This window comes from Pseudomonas guariconensis (assembly GCF_040822035.1).
GTDB lineage: Bacteria > Pseudomonadota > Gammaproteobacteria > Pseudomonadales > Pseudomonadaceae > Aquipseudomonas > Aquipseudomonas guariconensis.
This window is the reverse complement of sequence record NZ_CP162012.1, coordinates 4951410-4967001: the sequence shown is the minus strand read 5'-3', so window position 1 is coordinate 4967001 and position 15592 is coordinate 4951410. Positions and strand designations below refer to the sequence as shown.

The 15592-nt window shown below is 62.8% G+C and carries 16 protein-coding genes; 7 read left to right on the top strand and 9 right to left on the bottom strand.

Annotation, left to right across the window (positions count from 1 at the left end; all coding sequences use genetic code 11):
* Nucleotides 1-2 precede the first annotated feature (2 nt).
* Both hisA and hisF read left to right on the top strand, forming a co-directional pair.
* A complete protein-coding gene (gene hisA / locus AB1N67_RS23065) occupies nt 3-740 on the top strand; it encodes a 1-(5-phosphoribosyl)-5-[(5-phosphoribosylamino)methylideneamino]imidazole-4-carboxamide isomerase (RefSeq protein WP_043211043.1) in 738 nt (245 codons plus the stop codon).
* Between the two features lie 9 nt (nt 741-749).
* Complete coding sequence (gene hisF / locus AB1N67_RS23060) at nt 750-1520, top strand: imidazole glycerol phosphate synthase subunit HisF (protein WP_043211046.1); 771 nt, start codon at nt 750-752, stop codon at nt 1518-1520.
* Between the two features lie 123 nt (nt 1521-1643).
* Here hisF and choV read toward each other — a convergent pair whose 3' ends face one another.
* The 3 genes from choV to AB1N67_RS23045 all read right to left on the bottom strand — a co-directional run bounded on the left by choV (nt 1644) and on the right by AB1N67_RS23045 (nt 4705).
* Complete coding sequence (choV, locus tag AB1N67_RS23055; protein ID WP_043211048.1) at nt 1644-2822, bottom strand: choline ABC transporter ATP-binding protein; 1179 nt, start codon at nt 2820-2822, stop codon at nt 1644-1646.
* The gene (gene choW / locus AB1N67_RS23050; RefSeq protein WP_177343688.1) at nt 2819-3667 is read right to left on the bottom strand and encodes a choline ABC transporter permease subunit; all 849 of its coding nucleotides are present in this window, start codon (nt 3665-3667) and stop codon (nt 2819-2821) included. Before choW ends, choV begins: the two co-directional genes overlap by 4 nt.
* Before the next feature lie 90 nt (nt 3668-3757).
* A complete protein-coding gene (locus tag AB1N67_RS23045) occupies nt 3758-4705 on the bottom strand; it encodes a choline ABC transporter substrate-binding protein (RefSeq protein ID WP_043211054.1) in 948 nt (315 codons plus the stop codon).
* A 442-nt stretch (nt 4706-5147) separates the two neighbouring features.
* Between AB1N67_RS23045 and AB1N67_RS23040 the strand changes: the two genes are divergently transcribed.
* Nucleotides 5148-6524 carry an L-serine ammonia-lyase gene (locus AB1N67_RS23040; protein ID WP_102081072.1) on the top strand — a complete coding sequence of 459 codons (1377 nt, stop codon included), beginning with the start codon at nt 5148-5150 and terminating at the stop codon, nt 6522-6524.
* Nucleotides 6525-6913: 389 nt separating this feature from the next.
* Nucleotides 6914-8020, top strand: a complete 1107-nt coding sequence (locus AB1N67_RS23035) for a GlxA family transcriptional regulator (protein WP_043211058.1) — start codon at nt 6914-6916, stop codon at nt 8018-8020.
* A gap of 90 nt (nt 8021-8110) precedes the next feature.
* On the opposite strand, the gene AB1N67_RS23030 is transcribed toward AB1N67_RS23035, so the two are convergent.
* The 5 genes from AB1N67_RS23030 to choX all read right to left on the bottom strand — a co-directional run bounded on the left by AB1N67_RS23030 (nt 8111) and on the right by choX (nt 12188).
* Entirely contained in the window at nt 8111-8368 is a 258-nt protein-coding gene (locus tag AB1N67_RS23030; protein ID WP_043211060.1) for a hypothetical protein, read from the bottom strand.
* Between the two features lie 362 nt (nt 8369-8730).
* Nucleotides 8731-9201 carry a thioesterase family protein gene (locus tag AB1N67_RS23025; RefSeq protein WP_253131283.1) on the bottom strand — a complete coding sequence of 157 codons (471 nt, stop codon included), beginning with the start codon at nt 9199-9201 and terminating at the stop codon, nt 8731-8733.
* A 10-nt stretch (nt 9202-9211) separates the two neighbouring features.
* Complete coding sequence (locus AB1N67_RS23020; RefSeq protein ID WP_043211065.1) at nt 9212-10177, bottom strand: L-carnitine dehydrogenase; 966 nt, start codon at nt 10175-10177, stop codon at nt 9212-9214.
* Between the two features lie 17 nt (nt 10178-10194).
* On the bottom strand, nt 10195-11079 hold the full coding sequence (locus AB1N67_RS23015) for a 3-keto-5-aminohexanoate cleavage protein (RefSeq protein WP_043211067.1): 885 nt from the start codon (nt 11077-11079) through the stop codon (nt 10195-10197).
* 164 nt (nt 11080-11243) lie between these two features.
* Nucleotides 11244-12188: a choline ABC transporter substrate-binding protein gene (choX, locus tag AB1N67_RS23010; RefSeq protein ID WP_043211069.1), complete on the bottom strand. Its 945-nt coding sequence runs from the start codon at nt 12186-12188 to the stop codon at nt 11244-11246.
* Between the two features lie 146 nt (nt 12189-12334).
* Between choX and AB1N67_RS23005 the strand changes: the two genes are divergently transcribed.
* Complete coding sequence (locus AB1N67_RS23005) at nt 12335-13279, top strand: GlxA family transcriptional regulator (protein WP_090346336.1); 945 nt, start codon at nt 12335-12337, stop codon at nt 13277-13279.
* A gap of 48 nt (nt 13280-13327) precedes the next feature.
* On the opposite strand, the gene AB1N67_RS23000 is transcribed toward AB1N67_RS23005, so the two are convergent.
* Nucleotides 13328-13729: a lysozyme inhibitor LprI family protein gene (locus AB1N67_RS23000; protein WP_043211074.1), complete on the bottom strand. Its 402-nt coding sequence runs from the start codon at nt 13727-13729 to the stop codon at nt 13328-13330.
* 275 nt (nt 13730-14004) lie between these two features.
* On the opposite strand from AB1N67_RS23000, the gene AB1N67_RS22995 reads away from it, so the two are divergent.
* Nucleotides 14005-14982 carry a dipeptidase gene (locus tag AB1N67_RS22995; protein ID WP_043211075.1) on the top strand — a complete coding sequence of 326 codons (978 nt, stop codon included), beginning with the start codon at nt 14005-14007 and terminating at the stop codon, nt 14980-14982.
* Between the two features lie 77 nt (nt 14983-15059).
* Nucleotides 15060-15590: a DUF5943 domain-containing protein gene (locus tag AB1N67_RS22990; protein WP_043211077.1), complete on the top strand. Its 531-nt coding sequence runs from the start codon at nt 15060-15062 to the stop codon at nt 15588-15590.
* The last annotated feature ends 2 nt before the right edge of the window (nt 15591-15592 follow it).

Here is a 15592-nt window from a genome sequence, read left to right as displayed (position 1 = left end):
AGATGCTGATTATCCCCGCTATCGATCTGAAGGACGGTGCCTGCGTGCGTCTGCGCCAGGGCCGCATGGAAGACTCCACGGTATTTTCCGACGACCCGGTGAGCATGGCCGCCAAATGGGTCGAGGGTGGCTGCCGTCGCCTGCATCTGGTCGACCTCAATGGCGCCTTCGAAGGCCAGCCGGTCAACGGCGAAGTGGTCACTGCCATCGCCAAGCGCTACCCGAACTTGCCGATCCAGATCGGCGGCGGCATCCGCTCGCTGGAGACCATCGAGCACTACGTCAAGGCTGGCGTGAGCTACGTCATCATCGGCACCAAGGCGGTCAAGCAGCCTGAATTCGTCGCCGAGGCGTGCAAGGCGTTCCCAGGCAAGGTCATCGTTGGCCTGGATGCCAAGGACGGCTTCGTCGCCACCGACGGTTGGGCCGAAGTCAGCTCGGTGCAGGTCATCGACCTGGCCAAGCGCTTCGAGGCCGATGGCGTCTCGGCGATCGTCTACACCGACATCGCCAAGGACGGCATGATGCAGGGCTGCAACGTGCCCTTCACAAAGGCCCTGGCCGAAGCCACGTCGATTCCGGTGATCGCGTCCGGCGGCATCCACAACCTGGGCGACATCAAGGCCCTGCTGGATGCCAAGACCCCGGGCATCATCGGTGCCATCACCGGCCGCGCCATCTATGAAGGCACCCTCGATGTCGCTGAGGCCCAGGCCTTCTGCGACAACTACCAAGGCTGAGGACAGAACATGGCACTGGCCAAGCGCATCATCCCTTGCCTGGACGTGGACAACGGCCGGGTGGTCAAGGGCGTCAAGTTCGAGAACATCCGCGATGCCGGCGACCCTGTGGAAATCGCGCGTCGCTACGACGAGCAGGGTGCTGACGAGATCACTTTCCTGGACATCACCGCCAGTGTCGATGGCCGTGACACCACCCTGCACACCGTCGAGCGCATGGCCAGCCAGGTGTTCATCCCGCTGACCGTGGGCGGTGGCGTGCGTACCGTGCAGGACATCCGCAACCTGCTCAACGCCGGCGCCGACAAGGTGTCGATCAACACCGCAGCAGTGTTCAACCCCGAGTTCGTGGGTGAGGCTGCCGAGCGTTTCGGTTCCCAGTGCATTGTCGTCGCCATCGACGCCAAGAAGGTCTCCGGCCCCGGCGAGGCGCCGCGTTGGGAGATCTTCACCCATGGCGGGCGCAAGCCGACCGGTCTGGATGCAGTGGCCTGGGCCAAGAAGATGGAAGGGCTGGGGGCCGGTGAGATCCTGCTCACCAGCATGGACCAGGACGGCATGAAGAGCGGTTTCGATCTGGGCGTGACCCGGGCCATCAGCGATGCAGTGGGTATTCCGGTGATCGCCTCGGGCGGTGTCGGCAACCTGCAACACCTGGCTGACGGCATCCTGGAAGGCCATGCCAGTGCGGTACTGGCGGCGAGCATCTTCCACTTCGGTGAGTACACCGTGCCGGAAGCCAAGGCCTACATGGCTGCGCGCGGGATCGTCGTTCGCTGAACCACTGCCGGGAAGGCTTTGCCCTCCTGAAAAGACACAAGGCCGCTGTCACAGAGAGGGTGCAATACCTCCCCTGTGGCAGCGGCCTTGTGCCGTGACAGGGCCGCACAGCGGCCCCTGTCATTACCCGTGGTTCTTGCCCAGCAGCGCGTGATACAGCTCGCTGTCGCCGAGAATCCCCACCACCTTGTCGTTCTCCTGCAGCACCAGTTTGTTGCCGGTGTGGTAGCGGATCTGCAAGGCCTCGCGCATGCCGATATTGGCATTGACCAAGGTCGGTTTGCGGCCCAGGGTTTCCACATCCTGGCCCGGTACCCAGTTCTGCAGGTCCAGGCCGTTCTGGCCTTGGCGGGCGCGTTTGATCGAGTTGCCTTCGCCCAGGTCCAGCCAGGAATCACCGCCTGGGTCCAGGCATACCGAGCCGTTGACCCGCTTGCAGTTGTCCAGGCTGCGCATCAGGCTGCGACCGCACAGCACGTTGAGCGGATTGGTGTGGGCCACGAAGGTGCGTACATAGTCGTCGGCCGGGTTCAGGACGATTTCTTCAGGCTTGCTGTACTGGATGATCCGGCCATCTTTCATGATGGCGATACGGCTGCCCAGCTTGAGCGCCTCGTCCAGGTCGTGGCTGACGAACACGATGGTCTTGCTCAGCTTGTTCTGCAGCTCCAGCAACTCGTCCTGCAGGCCTTGGCGGATCAGCGGGTCGAGGGCCGAGAAGGGTTCATCCATCAGCAGGATGTCTGCGTCCATGGCCAGCGCCCGGGCCAGGCCCACGCGCTGCTGCATGCCGCCGGAGAGCTCGTCGGGCTTTTTGTTGCGCCATTGGGTCAGGCCCACCAGCTCGAGCTTCTCATCGACCAGCTTGCGCCGCTCTTTCTCGGGACGGCCCTGCATTTCCAGGCCGAAGCTGATGTTCTCGCGCACGGTCAGCCAGGGCATCAGGGCGAACTTCTGGAACACCATGGCGATGCGCTTGGTGCGCATCATCTTCAGTTCCGCCGGGGTGCAGTGGGCGATGTCGATGTGCTTGCCTTCATGCTCGACGAACAGCTTGCCGCGGCTGACGGTATTCAGGCCGTTGATGCAGCGCAGCAGGCTCGACTTGCCCGAGCCGGACAGGCCCATGAGCACGCAGATCTCGCCTTTGTTGATGTCCAGGTTGGCTTTCTCGACGCCGACCACAAGGCCGGTCTTCTTTAGGATCTGCTCGCGGGTCTGGCCTTGGTCCAGCAGCGCCAGCGCTTCGCGTGGCTTGTTGGAGAAGATGACGTCGACGTCTTCGAAACGAATGATGCTCATGACTCACCTCGTGCCGGCAGCTCCGGTTGCTTGCAGATACGGTCCAGCATGATCGCCAGCAGCACGATCGCCAGGCCCGCCTCGAAGCCCAGGGCGATATCGGCGGTGTTCAGTGCGTTGACCACAGGTTTGCCGAGGCCGTCAGCGCCCACCAGGGCGGCGATCACGACCATCGACAACGACAGCATGATGCATTGGGTAACGCCCGCGGCAATGCTGGGCATCGCATGGGGCAGTTCGATGCGGGTCAGCAGCTGGCGGCGCGAGCAGCCAAAGGCCTTACCGGCGTCGAGCAGTTCCTGGGGCACATCGCAGATACCCAGGTAGGTGAGGCGGATCGGCGCGGCGATGGCGAACACCACCGTGGAGATCAACCCTGGCACCACGCCCAGGCCGAACAGGGTCAGGGTGGGGATCAGGTAAACGAAGGTAGGCACCGTCTGCATCAGGTCCAGGACGGGACGCATGGCGGTGTAGAACATCGGCTTGTGCGCAGCGACGATGCCCAGCGGCACGCCGATGGCCACGCATACCACGGTGGCGAAGGTGACCTGCGCCAGGGTCTCCATGGTTTCCTGCCAGTAGCCGAGGTTGAAGATCAGCAGGAAGGACAGCGCGACAAATGCCGTCAGCGCCCATTTGCGCTGGATCAGGTGCGCCAGGGCGGCGAACAAGGCGATGAGGATGTAGGGGTTGAACCAGGTCAGGGCGCTGGTGACCCCATGGATCATGAATTCCAGGCCCTGGGCGATGGCGTCGAAATAGTTGGCGCCGTTCTGGGTCAACCATTCGACGAATGAGGCGATGTACTGCCCCAGAGGTATTTTCTGATCGATAAGCATGATAGCGAGCTTCCACCTGCAAAGATTGAAATCAGTCCGGGGCGGGCGTTGGCCTGCCCCGAGGTAGTGCCAATTGCTACTGCATCCTTGTTGTTATTGCGTCAGTTTGGCCTTGGCCGCCTCCAGCCCGGGTTTGCCATCCACGGTCGTCACTCCGGCCAACCAGGTGTCGAGCACTTGCGGGTTGTTCTTCAGCCACGCCTTGGCGGCTGCATCGGGTTTCATCTTGTCGTCCAAGACATTGCCCATCAGGGTGCTTTCCATGTCCAGGGTGAACGACAGGTTCTTCAGCAGTTGGCCGACGTTGCTGCATTCCTGCGTATAGCCCTTGCGGGTATTGGTCAGCACGGTCGCCTTGCCGAACTCGGGGCCGAAGAACTCGTCACCGCCGGACAGGTACTGCATCTTGAAGCGCTTGTTCATCGGGTGCGGTTCCCAGCCCAGGAACACCACCGCCTCGCCACGTTTCTGCGAGCGATCTACCTGCGACAGCATGCCTGCCTCGCTGGACTGCACCAGCTTGAAGCCGGCGTCCTTCAGGCCAAAGGCGTTCTTGTCGATCATGCTCTGGATGGTGCGGTTGCCGTCGTTGCCCGGCTCGATGCCGTAGATCTTGCCGCCCAGTTCGTTCTTGAACTTGGGAATGTCGGCGAAGTCCTTGAGGCCCTTGTCATACAGTGCTTGGGGTACGGCAAGGGTGTACTTGGCGTTCTCCAGGTTGGCACGCACGGTTTCGACCGTGCCGGCGTCACGGTACTGCTTGATGTCGTTCTCCATGGTCGGCATCCAGTTGCCGAGGAACACATCCAGGTCCTTGCCGGCAGCCAGCGATTTGTAGGTCACCGGTACCGAGATCATGGTGGTGTGAGTCTTGTAGCCCAGGGCTTCGAGTACAACGCTGGTGACGGCGGTGGTCACGGTGATGTCGGTCCAGCCGACGTCGGAGAACCGTACCGTCTGACACTGCTCGGGCTCCACGGCCTGAGCCAGCAGAGGTGTTGCGAGCATCGCGACCAGCAAGAGCGAGGGTGAACCTTTCATGGATGGACTCCTGTGATTTTTCTTCGGGTTTCCCGCGGGGCGCCGGGCTTTCTCTAGGCTCCGGTCGACCAGGCCTGCAGAGGGCAGGATGCGAGGCCGTGCAATACGAGTCGCTTTCGATAATCCCCCAGCGTTCGGCAATCGCCTACTGGTGGGGTCGTAACCAGTACAGGACGGGTCGCATCCAGTAAGGGCAATGTCGCATATGGATTTTTCCACCCTCTACCCTGCGTTTTTACGTCACCGGACCCCTCGAAAGCGGCGCGCAAGGCGCCTGGAGCGGGCGGCGTTGCTGGACAAAAGTACGTCGGTTGCAGACGGCGGGTAGTGGGGCAAAAGCCTGATGATGCGTGCATTCGTGGCAACTCGCGGTATCAGCCTAGCAGTTGCGCAACCCGCCATACGCCGCGGGGAGACAAGCCCATCAAGAGGTGATTCGACAATGGCCATCAGCGTGTTCGACCTGTTCAAGATCGGTGTCGGGCCTTCCAGCTCCCACACCGTCGGCCCCATGCGTGCCGCCGCCCTGTTCGTCCAAGGGCTGCGCCAGCGCGGCGAGCTGGAACAGGTCAGGCGAGTGGAAGTCCGGTTGTATGGCTCGCTGTCGGCGACCGGCGTCGGCCACGGCACCGACAATGCCACCATCATGGGCCTGATGGGTGAGTGGCCCGACTCCATCGACCCTACGGTGATTGCCCCGCGCATCGCCGAACTGCGCGAAACCAGCACCTTGCAGCTCGATGGCCACCTGCCGGTCGAGTTCGTCTGGAGCCGCGACATGCTGCTGCTCGACGAGAACCTGCCGTACCACCCCAACGCCATGACCCTTATCGCCGAAGGCGCGCAAGGTGAGCTGCACCGTGACACCTACTACTCGGTCGGCGGGGGCTTCGTGGTCGACGCCGCCCAGGCCGCCAGCGGTGTGCTGGACGCTGACGAGACGGTGTTGCCCTACGATTTCAACAGCGCGGCCGAACTGCTGAGCCTGTGCAAGCAAAACGACCTGCGCGTGTCGCAATTGATGATGGAGAACGAAAAGGCCTGGCGCAGTGAGGAAGAAATCCGCGCTGGCCTGCTCAAGCTCTGGCACGCCATGCAGGAATGCGTGAACAACGGCCTCAAATACGAGGGCACCCTGCCTGGGGGGCTCAACGTGCGACGCCGTGCCGCCAAGCTGCACCGCAGCCTGCAGGAGCTCGGCAAGCCCAATGTGATTGGCTCGACCATGAGCGCCATGGAGTGGGTCAACCTGTTCGCCCTGGCCGTCAATGAAGAGAACGCCGCGGGCGGGCGCATGGTGACTGCGCCTACCAATGGCGCGGCGGGCATCATTCCGGCGGTGTTGCACTACTACATGCGTTTCTCGGATGCAGTCGATGAATCCAACGTGGTGGATTTCTTCCTCGGCGCTGCCGCGGTGGGCATCCTGTGCAAGAAGAACGCTTCGATCTCCGGTGCCGAGGTCGGTTGCCAGGGCGAAGTCGGTTCGGCCTGCGCCATGGCCGCAGCCGGCTTGGCGGAGGTGTTGGGCGCCACCCCGCCGCAGTTGGAAAATGCTGCCGAAATCGCTCTGGAACACAACCTGGGCCTGACCTGCGACCCGGTCGGTGGTCTGGTCCAGGTGCCGTGCATCGAGCGCAATGCCATCGCTGCGGTCAAGGCGATCAACGCCGTGCAGATGGCCCTGCGCGGTGACGGCGAGCACTTCATCTCTCTCGACCAGGTGATTCGCACCATGCGTGATACCGGGGCCGACATGCACGACAAGTACAAGGAAACCTCGCGCGGCGGTCTGGCTGTCAGCGCCATCGAGTGCTGATGCCGTTCTTGCCCCTTCTGCGGTCGGTGCGCCCCAAATTGGCGCACCGATCGTTCCCTACCGGCTGTCAGTTGTCGCTACCAGAGGTGTCGTTGTCGGTGACACTTATGGATGTCGCTTCTGGGCATCCTTCCCAAAAGTGCTACTTAACTGCTCAGGGGTTACACGCAAAGGCGCTAGCGCGCCTGTTCTCGTTTTCCTACAAATCTGATGGAAAAGCTCTGACAGCCCTGACACGACGTCGTTTTTGGTTTTTTTTGAATGGTCGTTCAATTTCAGGCACGACCTTTGCGTTGTAGTTGGCAAAGCCCCTGCATACGAACTGGGGCCATGACAATAAAACAGTGCCAGCCTGAGGCACACCCTGCATTGTGTGAGGAGAAATCGCGATGACGTCGTACACCTCCGGGACCCCAACCCAGAACCGCACAGCTCCCCAGTCCATCGGGTTTCTCCTGCTGGATAATTTCACCCTGATTTCCCTCGCATCCGCCGTCGAGCCGCTGCGCATGGCCAATCAACTCTCCGGCCGTGAGCTGTACCGTTGGCACACCCTGACCGTCGATGGTGGTCAGGTCTGGGCCAGCGACGGTCTGCAGATCACGCCGGACGCGGCCATGCACAGCGCGCCGCCGATGGACACCGTGATCGTCTGCGGTGGTGTCGGCATCCAGCGCACCGTCACCCGCGAGCACGTCACCTGGCTGCAAGCCCAGGCGCGTCAGTCGCGTCGCCTTGGCGCGGTATGTACCGGTAGCTGGGCGCTGGCGTGTGCCGGGCTGCTCGATGGCTTCGATTGCAGCGTGCATTGGGAGTGTCTTGCTGCGATGCAGGAAGCCTTCCCGCGGGTGAACATGAGCACCCGCCTGTTCACCCTGGACCGTAACCGTTTCACCAGCTCCGGCGGCACCGCGCCGCTGGACATGATGTTGCACCTGATCAGCCGTGACCATGGCCGTGAGCTGTCGGCGGCGATCTCCGAGATGTTCGTCTACGAGCGCATCCGCAACGAACAGGACCACCAGCGCGTGCCGCTCAAGCACATGCTCGGCACCAACCAGCCGAAGCTGCAGGAGATCGTCGCGCTGATGGAGGCGAACCTGGAAGAGCCAATCGATCTGGATGAACTGGCGGTGTATGTATCGGTGTCGCGGCGCCAGCTCGAGCGGCTGTTCCAGAAGTACCTGCACTGCTCGCCGTCGCGGTACTACCTCAAGCTGCGCCTGATCCGCGCGCGGCAGCTGCTCAAGCAGACGCCGATGTCGATCATCGAAGTGGCTTCGGTGTGCGGGTTCGTTTCCACGCCGCACTTCTCCAAGTGCTATCGCGAGTACTTCGGTATTCCGCCGCGTGACGAGCGCGTGGGCTCCAATACCGCCCAGCAGGTGGCGATGATGCCGATCCCGCAGGCCATGGCACTGACCCCGCACAGCGGTCCGATGGCTTCGCTGAGCCAGGCGCGCAACGAGTCGACGTTTGCCAGCGTAAGGCTCTGACAAGCATTGCCGCTTCGCGGATAAACCCGTTCCCACAGGGATCATGTCGAGCCCTGCGGGAGCGGGTCGATCCGCGAAGCGATTCTGCAGTCAGGCGCGGTTCTTGAACTCTGCCAATGCTGGCAGCAGCTGCTTCTCGATGGCCTGGCGCACGGCCGGGAGGATGGTGGCGCTGCCGGTGTACATCTGCTCGACCATGCCTTTGAGCGCGCGTGCGTTGGGCTCGGTCAGCCCCCGCACCACGGCCTCGCAGGCCTGCTCGGCACTGGCGCCCGCCGGAATTTCGAAGCCCCTGGAGCGCAGTTGGCCCAGCAGGTCTTCCTGATCAATCAAATCCGCATGCATCATGGCTGTTGTCCCTTTTATCGCTAAGAGAGTGCTGCTGTGATCTGCAACCGATTCTCTGACCAAGCCGACAGGGCGGCAAGGACAGAATGTCGCAATGGCTTCTTTGGCTAAGAACAGGTCGTTCCCGGCTAAATCCAGCAACCCGGGCTGCCCCACACTGGACGCATTCACGGCAAACGAGGGTTTGGTCACCCTCACTCGTGCAAAGTGGATGTTGCTCGCTCTCTTGGCCCCGGATGCTCACGGCTTTCCGGGGTTATTTTTTTGCCTGCGGGAAACCCTCGCGGGACAAGCCGCTCCTCCTGGACCGGAAGGAGCGGCTTGTCCCGCGATAGGGGGTGCAGTGCCCCAAGGGCCGTGTTTCAGCCAGGCAGTCGCATCACCCGCCCGACAAACGCTGCCGCTGGCAGGTCCCGTTGCTCATCCACCAACCCCTGAAGCAGGCCTGCGCTGCGTTCACTGAACGTTGCCGATTTCGGCCCCGCCAGGTCCACGTGCAGGAGCATCTGTTCGCTGGCCGCCAGGGCCTCGTCGAACCCCGCCCGGTGCAGGCTGTGATACACGTGCAGGCGCTTGCGATCGAAGCCGATGATCTGTGTCTGCACCCACACTTCGGTGCCCAGCTTCACTTCGTGCAGGTAGTTGATGTGCGCCTCCAGGGTGAACAGTGAATTGCCGCTTTGCCCGCGGCTGTCGGCATCCAGGCCGATGCGCTCCATCAGCGCATCGGTGGCGTAGCTGAAGATCAGCAGGTAATAGGCATCGCGCAGATGCCCGTTGTAGTCGACCCAGTCTTCCTGGACGGGGGTGCGGTAGGTGATCAGTGCAGGCATTGCCGTTTCCTCAATCGCCGAAGGCCATGCCGTGGCGGGCCTTGCTGTTCTTCACTGCGTCGAGCACAGCGAGCAGGGTGTCATCCCGGTAGCGTTCCAGCGCGGCGATGCTGCGATCACCCAGTTGCTCCGAGGTGCCCTCGACCACATCGTCGATCAGCTTGTCGGTCAGCTCCGGCGCCGGCAGGTAGGTCCAGGGCAGCTTGAGCGCTGGGCCGAACTGCGCCATGAAGTGCCGCATGCCTGCGTCGCCCCCGGCCAAGGTATAGGTGAGGAAGGTGCCCATGAACGACCAGCGAAGGCCTGCGCCGAAGCGGATCGCATCGTCGATCTCGCCGGTGCTGGCCACCCCGTCGTTGACCAGGTGCAGGGCCTCTCGCCACAGCGCTTCAAGCAGTCGGTCCGCAATGAAGCCCGGCACTTCCTTGCGCACATGCAGCGGGCGCATGCCCAAGGCGGTGTAGATGGCCTTGGCCGCCTCGATGGCTTCGGGGGCGGTGTGCTGGCCACCGACGATTTCCACCAAGGGCAGCAGGTACACCGGATTGAACGGGTGGCCCACCACGCAGCGCTCGGGGTGTGTGGCGGACTCATAGAACTCGCTGGGCAGCAGGCCCGAGGTGCTGGAGCCGATGATCGCGTTGGGCTTGGCCGCGGCGCTGATCTTGGCGTGCAGGTCGAGCTTCAGGTCCAGACGCTCCGGGGCGCTTTCCTGGATGAAATCGGCGTCACGTACGCATTCCTCGATGGTGGCCACGAACCGCAGGCGATCTTGTGAGGCGCCTGGCGCCAGGCCTTGTTTTTCCAAGGCTGGCCAGGCATTGGCGATACGTTTGCGCAAGGCCTGCTCGGCGCCTGGGGCTGGGTCCCAGGCGATCACGTCCAGGCCGTGGGCCAGGGCGCGGGCAACCCAGCCGCTGCCGATCACGCCGCTACCGAGGGCGGCGAAGGTCTTGATCTCGGTGATGAAGGTCATGGCGATTCTCCGGGGGCTCAGCGGCGTTTGAGGTTCATTTTTTCGCGGCCTTCGGCCGGGGTCAGGACGCGAGCGCCCATGCGGGTGATGATCTCCACCGCGCGTTCGACCAACTGGCCGTTGCTGGCCAGCACGCCACGGTCCAGATAGAGGTTGTCTTCCAGGCCGACCCGCACGTTGCCGCCGAGCAGCACAGCCTGGGCCGCCATCGGCATCTGCATGCGGCCGATACCGAAACCGGCCCAGGTCACGCCGGCGGGCAGGTTGTCGACCATGGCCTTCATGGTGGTGGTGTCGGCTGGCGCGCCCCATGGGATGCCCAGGCACAGCTGGAACAGCGGATCGTCCAGCAGGCCTTCTTTCATCATCTGCTTGGCGAACCACAGGTGGCCGGTGTCGAAGATTTCAAGTTCGGCTTTCACGCCCAGTTCGGTGATGCGCTTGGCGCCGGCACGCAGTTGGCTCGGGGTCGAGACGTAGATGGCGTTGCCATCGCCGAAGTTGAGCGTGCCGCAGTCCAGGGTGCAGATTTCCGGGAGCAGGGCCTCGACGTGTGCCAGGCGCTCCAGCGGGCCGATCAGGTCGGTGCCTGGGCCGAATTCCATGGGCTTTTCGCCAGGGCCGATCTCCAGATCGCCACCCATGCCGGCGGTGAGGTTGACGATCACGTCCACATCGGCTTCACGAATGCGCTCCATCACTTCGCGGTACAACGCCACGTCGCGGCTGAAGCGGCCAGTCTGTGGATCGCGGACGTGGCAGTGGACCACGGTGGCGCCGGCCTTGGCGGCTTCGATGGCGGACTCTGCGATCTGTTTGGGTGTGACCGGGACGAGGTGGCTCTTGGCGACGGTGTCGCCGGCGCCGGTCAGTGCACAGGTGATGATGACGTCATGGTTCATGGCGCGGATCCTTCAGGGTATGTCTGTGAGGTCGGTGGTGTGGCTTTCGCGGGTGGACCCGCTCCCATTGGGCCTAGGTGAGCCCTGGGGGCGCGGGGCAACCTCGCTTCCACAGGCGCAGCATCGTGTGTTGTGGAGAGCGGGTTACCCGCGAACCGGTAGAGTCAGTTGGCGCTGAGACTCAGGTTCTCAGCCGCCGGCTTGCCGTCGAAGGTGGTCACGCCTTCGAGCCAGCGTGCCTTGTCCTCGGGGTGGTCCTTGAGCCACTGGCGGGCGGATTCCAGCGGATCCTTGTGATCGAGCAGCGGCTGCATCATGCGGCTCTCGTCCTCGGCACTGAAACTCAGGTTGGCCAGCAGCCGGTGGGCGTTGGGGCAGCGCTCGGCGTAGTCGGGCGCGGTGACGGTCCAGACCGTGGCGCGGCCTTCGTCAGGGCCCAGGGCGTCCTGGCTGCCGCCCAGGTAGACCATATCGAGGTTCACGTTCATTGGGTGCGGCGCCCAGCCGAAGAACACCACCGCCTGCTTGCGCCGCACGGCGCGGTCGACGGCGGCGAGCATGCCGGCCTCGCTGGACTCGACCAGCTGGAACTTGCCCAGGCCGAACTGGTTCTTGGCGATCATCGCTTTGATCTGGGTGTTGGCGCCGGAGCCGGGCTCGATGCCGTAGATCTTGCCGCCCAGCTCCTTCTCGAACTTGTGGATGTCGGCGAACGTCTTCAGGCCCTTGTCGGCCAGGTATTTCGGTACCGCCAGGGTGGCTCGCGCATCTTCCAGGCTGGGCTTGTCGAGGACCTTGACCTGCCCGGCCTGGACGAACGGTGTGATGGTCTGGGTCATGATCGGGTTCCAGTAGCCCAGGAACATGTCCAGGCGCTTGTCGCGGATACCGGCGAAGATGATCTGCTGCGACGCGCTGGTCTGTTTGGTCTGGTAACCCAACCCATCGAGCAGGACCTGGGCCATGGCGCTGGTGGCGATGACATCGGTCCAGTTGACCACGCCAAGGCGCACGTCTTTGCAGGCGGCGGGCTCGGCGGCCAGGAGGGGAGTGGCGAGGGTGCTGCTCAACGCGAGGGACAACAAGCTGCGGCGGATGAAGCTGTGCATGGTGGCTCTCCAACGGCAGTGCATATTGTTATTGGGGCCGGCCTCTGCGGGCCGTGTGAACACGCTACGCTGGTGGCGGGGTGGAAATTCGCACTCTGACGACCAAGAGTTGCACGGAAGCGACCACTTTTCCCGTGGAGCATGCAATGTCTGAAATCATTCACTTTCTGCTGTTGCCCGGCTTTTCGGCAATGGGCTTCATCAGTGCCCTGGAGCCTCTGCGCGTGGCCAACCGCTTCCGTGGCCCGCTGTACCGCTGGCGCGTGTTGAGCCTCGATGGCGGTGCAGTGCAGGCCAGCAACGGCATGTCGGTGAACGCCGATGGCGTGCTGGGGGAGGGGGAGGCGGCGCGCATGCTGCTGATCGTGGCCGGCTTCGAACCACTGGCCTGCTATGGCGCGCAATTGCACCAAGTGCTGCGCCGTCTGGACCATGAAGGCGTGTTGCTGGGTGGCATCGATACCGGGGCGATGGTGCTGGCCGAAGCCGGGCTGCTCGATGGGCACCGGGCGACCGTGCATTGGGAGGCGTTGGAAGCCTTCAAGGAGCGCTACCCCAGGTTGCAGGCCACCCAGGAGCTGTTCGAAATCGATCGACGACGCATCACCTGCGCCGGCGGCACCGCGTCCATCGACCTGATGCTCGACCTGATCGCCCAGACCCATGGCAGTGAATTGGCGGTGCAGGTGTCGGAGCAGTTCGTGCTCGGACGTATCCGTCCGCGACAGGATCACCAGCGCATGCAGATCGCGTCGCGCTACGGCATCAACAACAAGAAGCTGGTGCGGGTGATCGGCGAGATGGAGCGCAACACCGAGCAGCCGCTCAATACCGAGATCCTGGCCGATGCCGTGCAGATCACCCGGCGTCAGCTGGAGCGACTGTTCCGCCTGCACCTGGACGACACGCCCAGTGGTTTCTATTTGCGACTGCGCCTGGACAAGGCCAGGCAGCTGTTACGCCAGACCGACATGAGCGTGCTGGAGGTGAGCATCGCCTGTGGATTCGAGTCGGCGTCGTATTTCACCCGTTGCTATCGGGCGCGGTTCGAGCGATGTCCGCGGGAGGATCGGTTGGTCAAGGTGACCTGATCTCGGGATTGTGACCGCTCAACCCAGGGCCGCGCAGCGGCCCCAGGATCACTGCTGTCCGATGGACTGCAAGTACTCGGAACGGTCATCGCTGCGCTGGGCCACGCAGGTGTTCCAGGCTGCCTCGAAGGCCTTGCTGCCGGGCTTCTCGGCAAAGGTCTCGACTTTGCAGTCGGCGTCGCGCAATTGGGTCCACAGGGTCTCGGCTGCCTGCAGGCGGGCGGTCAATTGCTGGACCTTGTCGTTTTCGTCCGGGTATTGGTCGGTAATGCGCTGGATGAGATCGTCAAAGGCCGATTTGAGCTCCCGCTCGGCGGTCTGCTTGTTGTAGGCAGCGCAGGCGTAGTTCTGCGCGTCGGTCTCGACGTTGTCGCAGGGCGTGCTGTCTTCCTCGCTCGCCTGGGCGCCCAGGGCGACGGCCACCAGGGCCAGCCATGCCATTGATTTCATCCGTTTTCTCCTCAACAGGCTGACGAATCGCAGGGATTCTCGCTCAGCGCGAAGCGCTGCGGTAGATCCCTGAAGAAAAGTTCATGGAAGGCGCTTATCGAGACTCGCTCTCATTGCCAAATCCCGCGGCAGCGGAGGCCTTTGAACGTCTTGACGCTTTCGGCAAACCCCCTGTCGTTTTTGCATCGGGGCGCCTCGGGCCGCAGGCATATGCTGGCCCCAAAGCGCCGGCACAAGGTTTGGCGCAAGCGAACTCTATAAAAGGGGACAGCCTGATGAGCCCAGCCGAACTGCACGCCGACAGCATCGTCATCGACGGTCTGATCATTGCCAAGTGGAACCGCGAACTGTTCGAGGACATGCGCAAAGGTGGCCTCACCGCGGCCAACTGCACGGTATCGGTCTGGGAAGGCTTCAAGGCGACTGTCGACAACATCGCCGCCAGTCAGAAGCTGATCCGCGAGAACAGCGACCTGGTCATGCCGGTGCGCACCACCGCCGATATCCGCAAGGCCAAGGAGCTGGGCAAGACCGGCATCCTGTTCGGCTTCCAGAACGCCCATGCGTTCGAAGACCAGATCGCCTACGTCGATGTGTTCAAGCAGTTGGGCGTTGGCATCGTGCAGATGTGCTACAACACCCAGAACCTGGTAGGCACCGGCTGCTACGAGCGTGATGGTGGCCTGTCGGGCTTCGGTCGCGAGATCGTCGCCGAGATGAACCGCGTCGGCATCATGTGCGACCTCTCCCACGTCGGCTCCAAGACCAGCGAGGAAGTCATCCTCGAGTCGAAGAAGCCGGTCTGCTACTCCCACTGCCTGCCTTCGGGCCTCAAAGAGCACCCGCGCAACAAGTCCGACGAAGAGCTGAAGTTCATCGCCGACCACGGTGGTTTCGTGGGTGTGACCATGTTCGCGCCGTTCCTGGCCAAAGGCATCGACTCGACCATCGACGACTACGCCGAGGCGATCGAGTACACCATGAACATCGTCGGTGAAGACGCCATCGGTATCGGTACCGACTTCACCCAGGGCCACGGCCAGGAGTTCTTCGAGTACCTGACCCACGACAAGGGGTACGCCCGTCGCCTGACCAACTTCGGCAAGATCATCAACCCGCTGGGGATCCGCACTGTCGGCGAATTCCCGAACCTCACCGAGACCTTGCTCAAGCGCGGCCACTCCGAGCGTGTGGTACGCAAGATCATGGGTGAGAACTGGGTAAACGTATTGAAAGACGTCTGGGGCGAGTAAGCCGCTCTCCAAGCCTGAAAGCCCCGGCCAGCAACGTCGGGGCAACCCAATAAAAATTTTGATGGAGTTGAGTTTCCATGGCCAAGATCGCCCCGCAATTGCCAATCGAAGTCGATACCGAGACTGGTGTCTGGACCACCGACGCCCTGCCGATGCTGTATGTGCCGCGTCATTTCTTCGTCAACAACCACATCGGCATCGAGGAAGTGCTGGGCGCTGACGCCTACGCCGAGATCCTCTACAAGGCCGGTTACAAGTCCGCCTGGCACTGGTGCGAAAAAGAGGCCGAGTGCCATGGCCTGGAAGGCGTCGCGGTGTTTGAGCACTACATGAAACGCCTGTCCCAGCGTGGTTGGGGCCTGTTCGAGATCCAGGACATCGACCTGGATAAAGGCACCTGCAGCGTCAAGCTCAAGCACTCGGCTTTCGTCTACGTCTATGGCAAGTGCGGCCGCAAGGTCGACTACATGTTCACCGGCTGGTTCGCTGGCGCCATGGATCAGATTCTCGCCGCGCGCGGCAGCTCCATTCGGACCGTGGCCGAGCAGGTCTACGGTGGTTCGGAAGAAGGCCACGACGACGGCCTGTTCATCGTCAAGCCGTTGTAAGT

Excerpts from the sequence above, each read along its gene's own strand:
- AB1N67_RS23000 (WP_043211074.1), bottom strand. The coding sequence starts at position 13,729 with ATGAAATCAATGGCATGGCTGGCCCTGGTGGCCGTCGCCCTGGGCGCC.
- AB1N67_RS23025 (WP_253131283.1), bottom strand. The coding sequence starts at position 9,201 with ATGCCTGCACTGATCACCTACCGCACCCCCGTCCAGGAAGACTGGGTC.
- choV (WP_043211048.1), bottom strand. The coding sequence starts at position 2,822 with ATGAGCATCATTCGTTTCGAAGACGTCGACGTCATCTTCTCCAACAAG.
- AB1N67_RS23045 (WP_043211054.1), bottom strand. The coding sequence starts at position 4,705 with ATGAAAGGTTCACCCTCGCTCTTGCTGGTCGCGATGCTCGCAACACCT.
- hisF (WP_043211046.1), top strand. The coding sequence starts at position 750 with ATGGCACTGGCCAAGCGCATCATCCCTTGCCTGGACGTGGACAACGGC.
- AB1N67_RS23035 (WP_043211058.1), top strand. The coding sequence starts at position 6,914 with ATGACGTCGTACACCTCCGGGACCCCAACCCAGAACCGCACAGCTCCC.
- AB1N67_RS23015 (WP_043211067.1), bottom strand. The coding sequence starts at position 11,079 with ATGAACCATGACGTCATCATCACCTGTGCACTGACCGGCGCCGGCGAC.
- hisA (WP_043211043.1), top strand. The coding sequence starts at position 3 with ATGCTGATTATCCCCGCTATCGATCTGAAGGACGGTGCCTGCGTGCGT.
- AB1N67_RS23020 (WP_043211065.1), bottom strand. The coding sequence starts at position 10,177 with ATGACCTTCATCACCGAGATCAAGACCTTCGCCGCCCTCGGTAGCGGC.
- AB1N67_RS22995 (WP_043211075.1), top strand. The coding sequence starts at position 14,005 with ATGAGCCCAGCCGAACTGCACGCCGACAGCATCGTCATCGACGGTCTG.
- AB1N67_RS23030 (WP_043211060.1), bottom strand. The coding sequence starts at position 8,368 with ATGATGCATGCGGATTTGATTGATCAGGAAGACCTGCTGGGCCAACTG.
- choX (WP_043211069.1), bottom strand. The coding sequence starts at position 12,188 with ATGCACAGCTTCATCCGCCGCAGCTTGTTGTCCCTCGCGTTGAGCAGC.
- AB1N67_RS23040 (WP_102081072.1), top strand. The coding sequence starts at position 5,148 with ATGGCCATCAGCGTGTTCGACCTGTTCAAGATCGGTGTCGGGCCTTCC.
- AB1N67_RS22990 (WP_043211077.1), top strand. The coding sequence starts at position 15,060 with ATGGCCAAGATCGCCCCGCAATTGCCAATCGAAGTCGATACCGAGACT.
- AB1N67_RS23005 (WP_090346336.1), top strand. The coding sequence starts at position 12,335 with ATGTCTGAAATCATTCACTTTCTGCTGTTGCCCGGCTTTTCGGCAATG.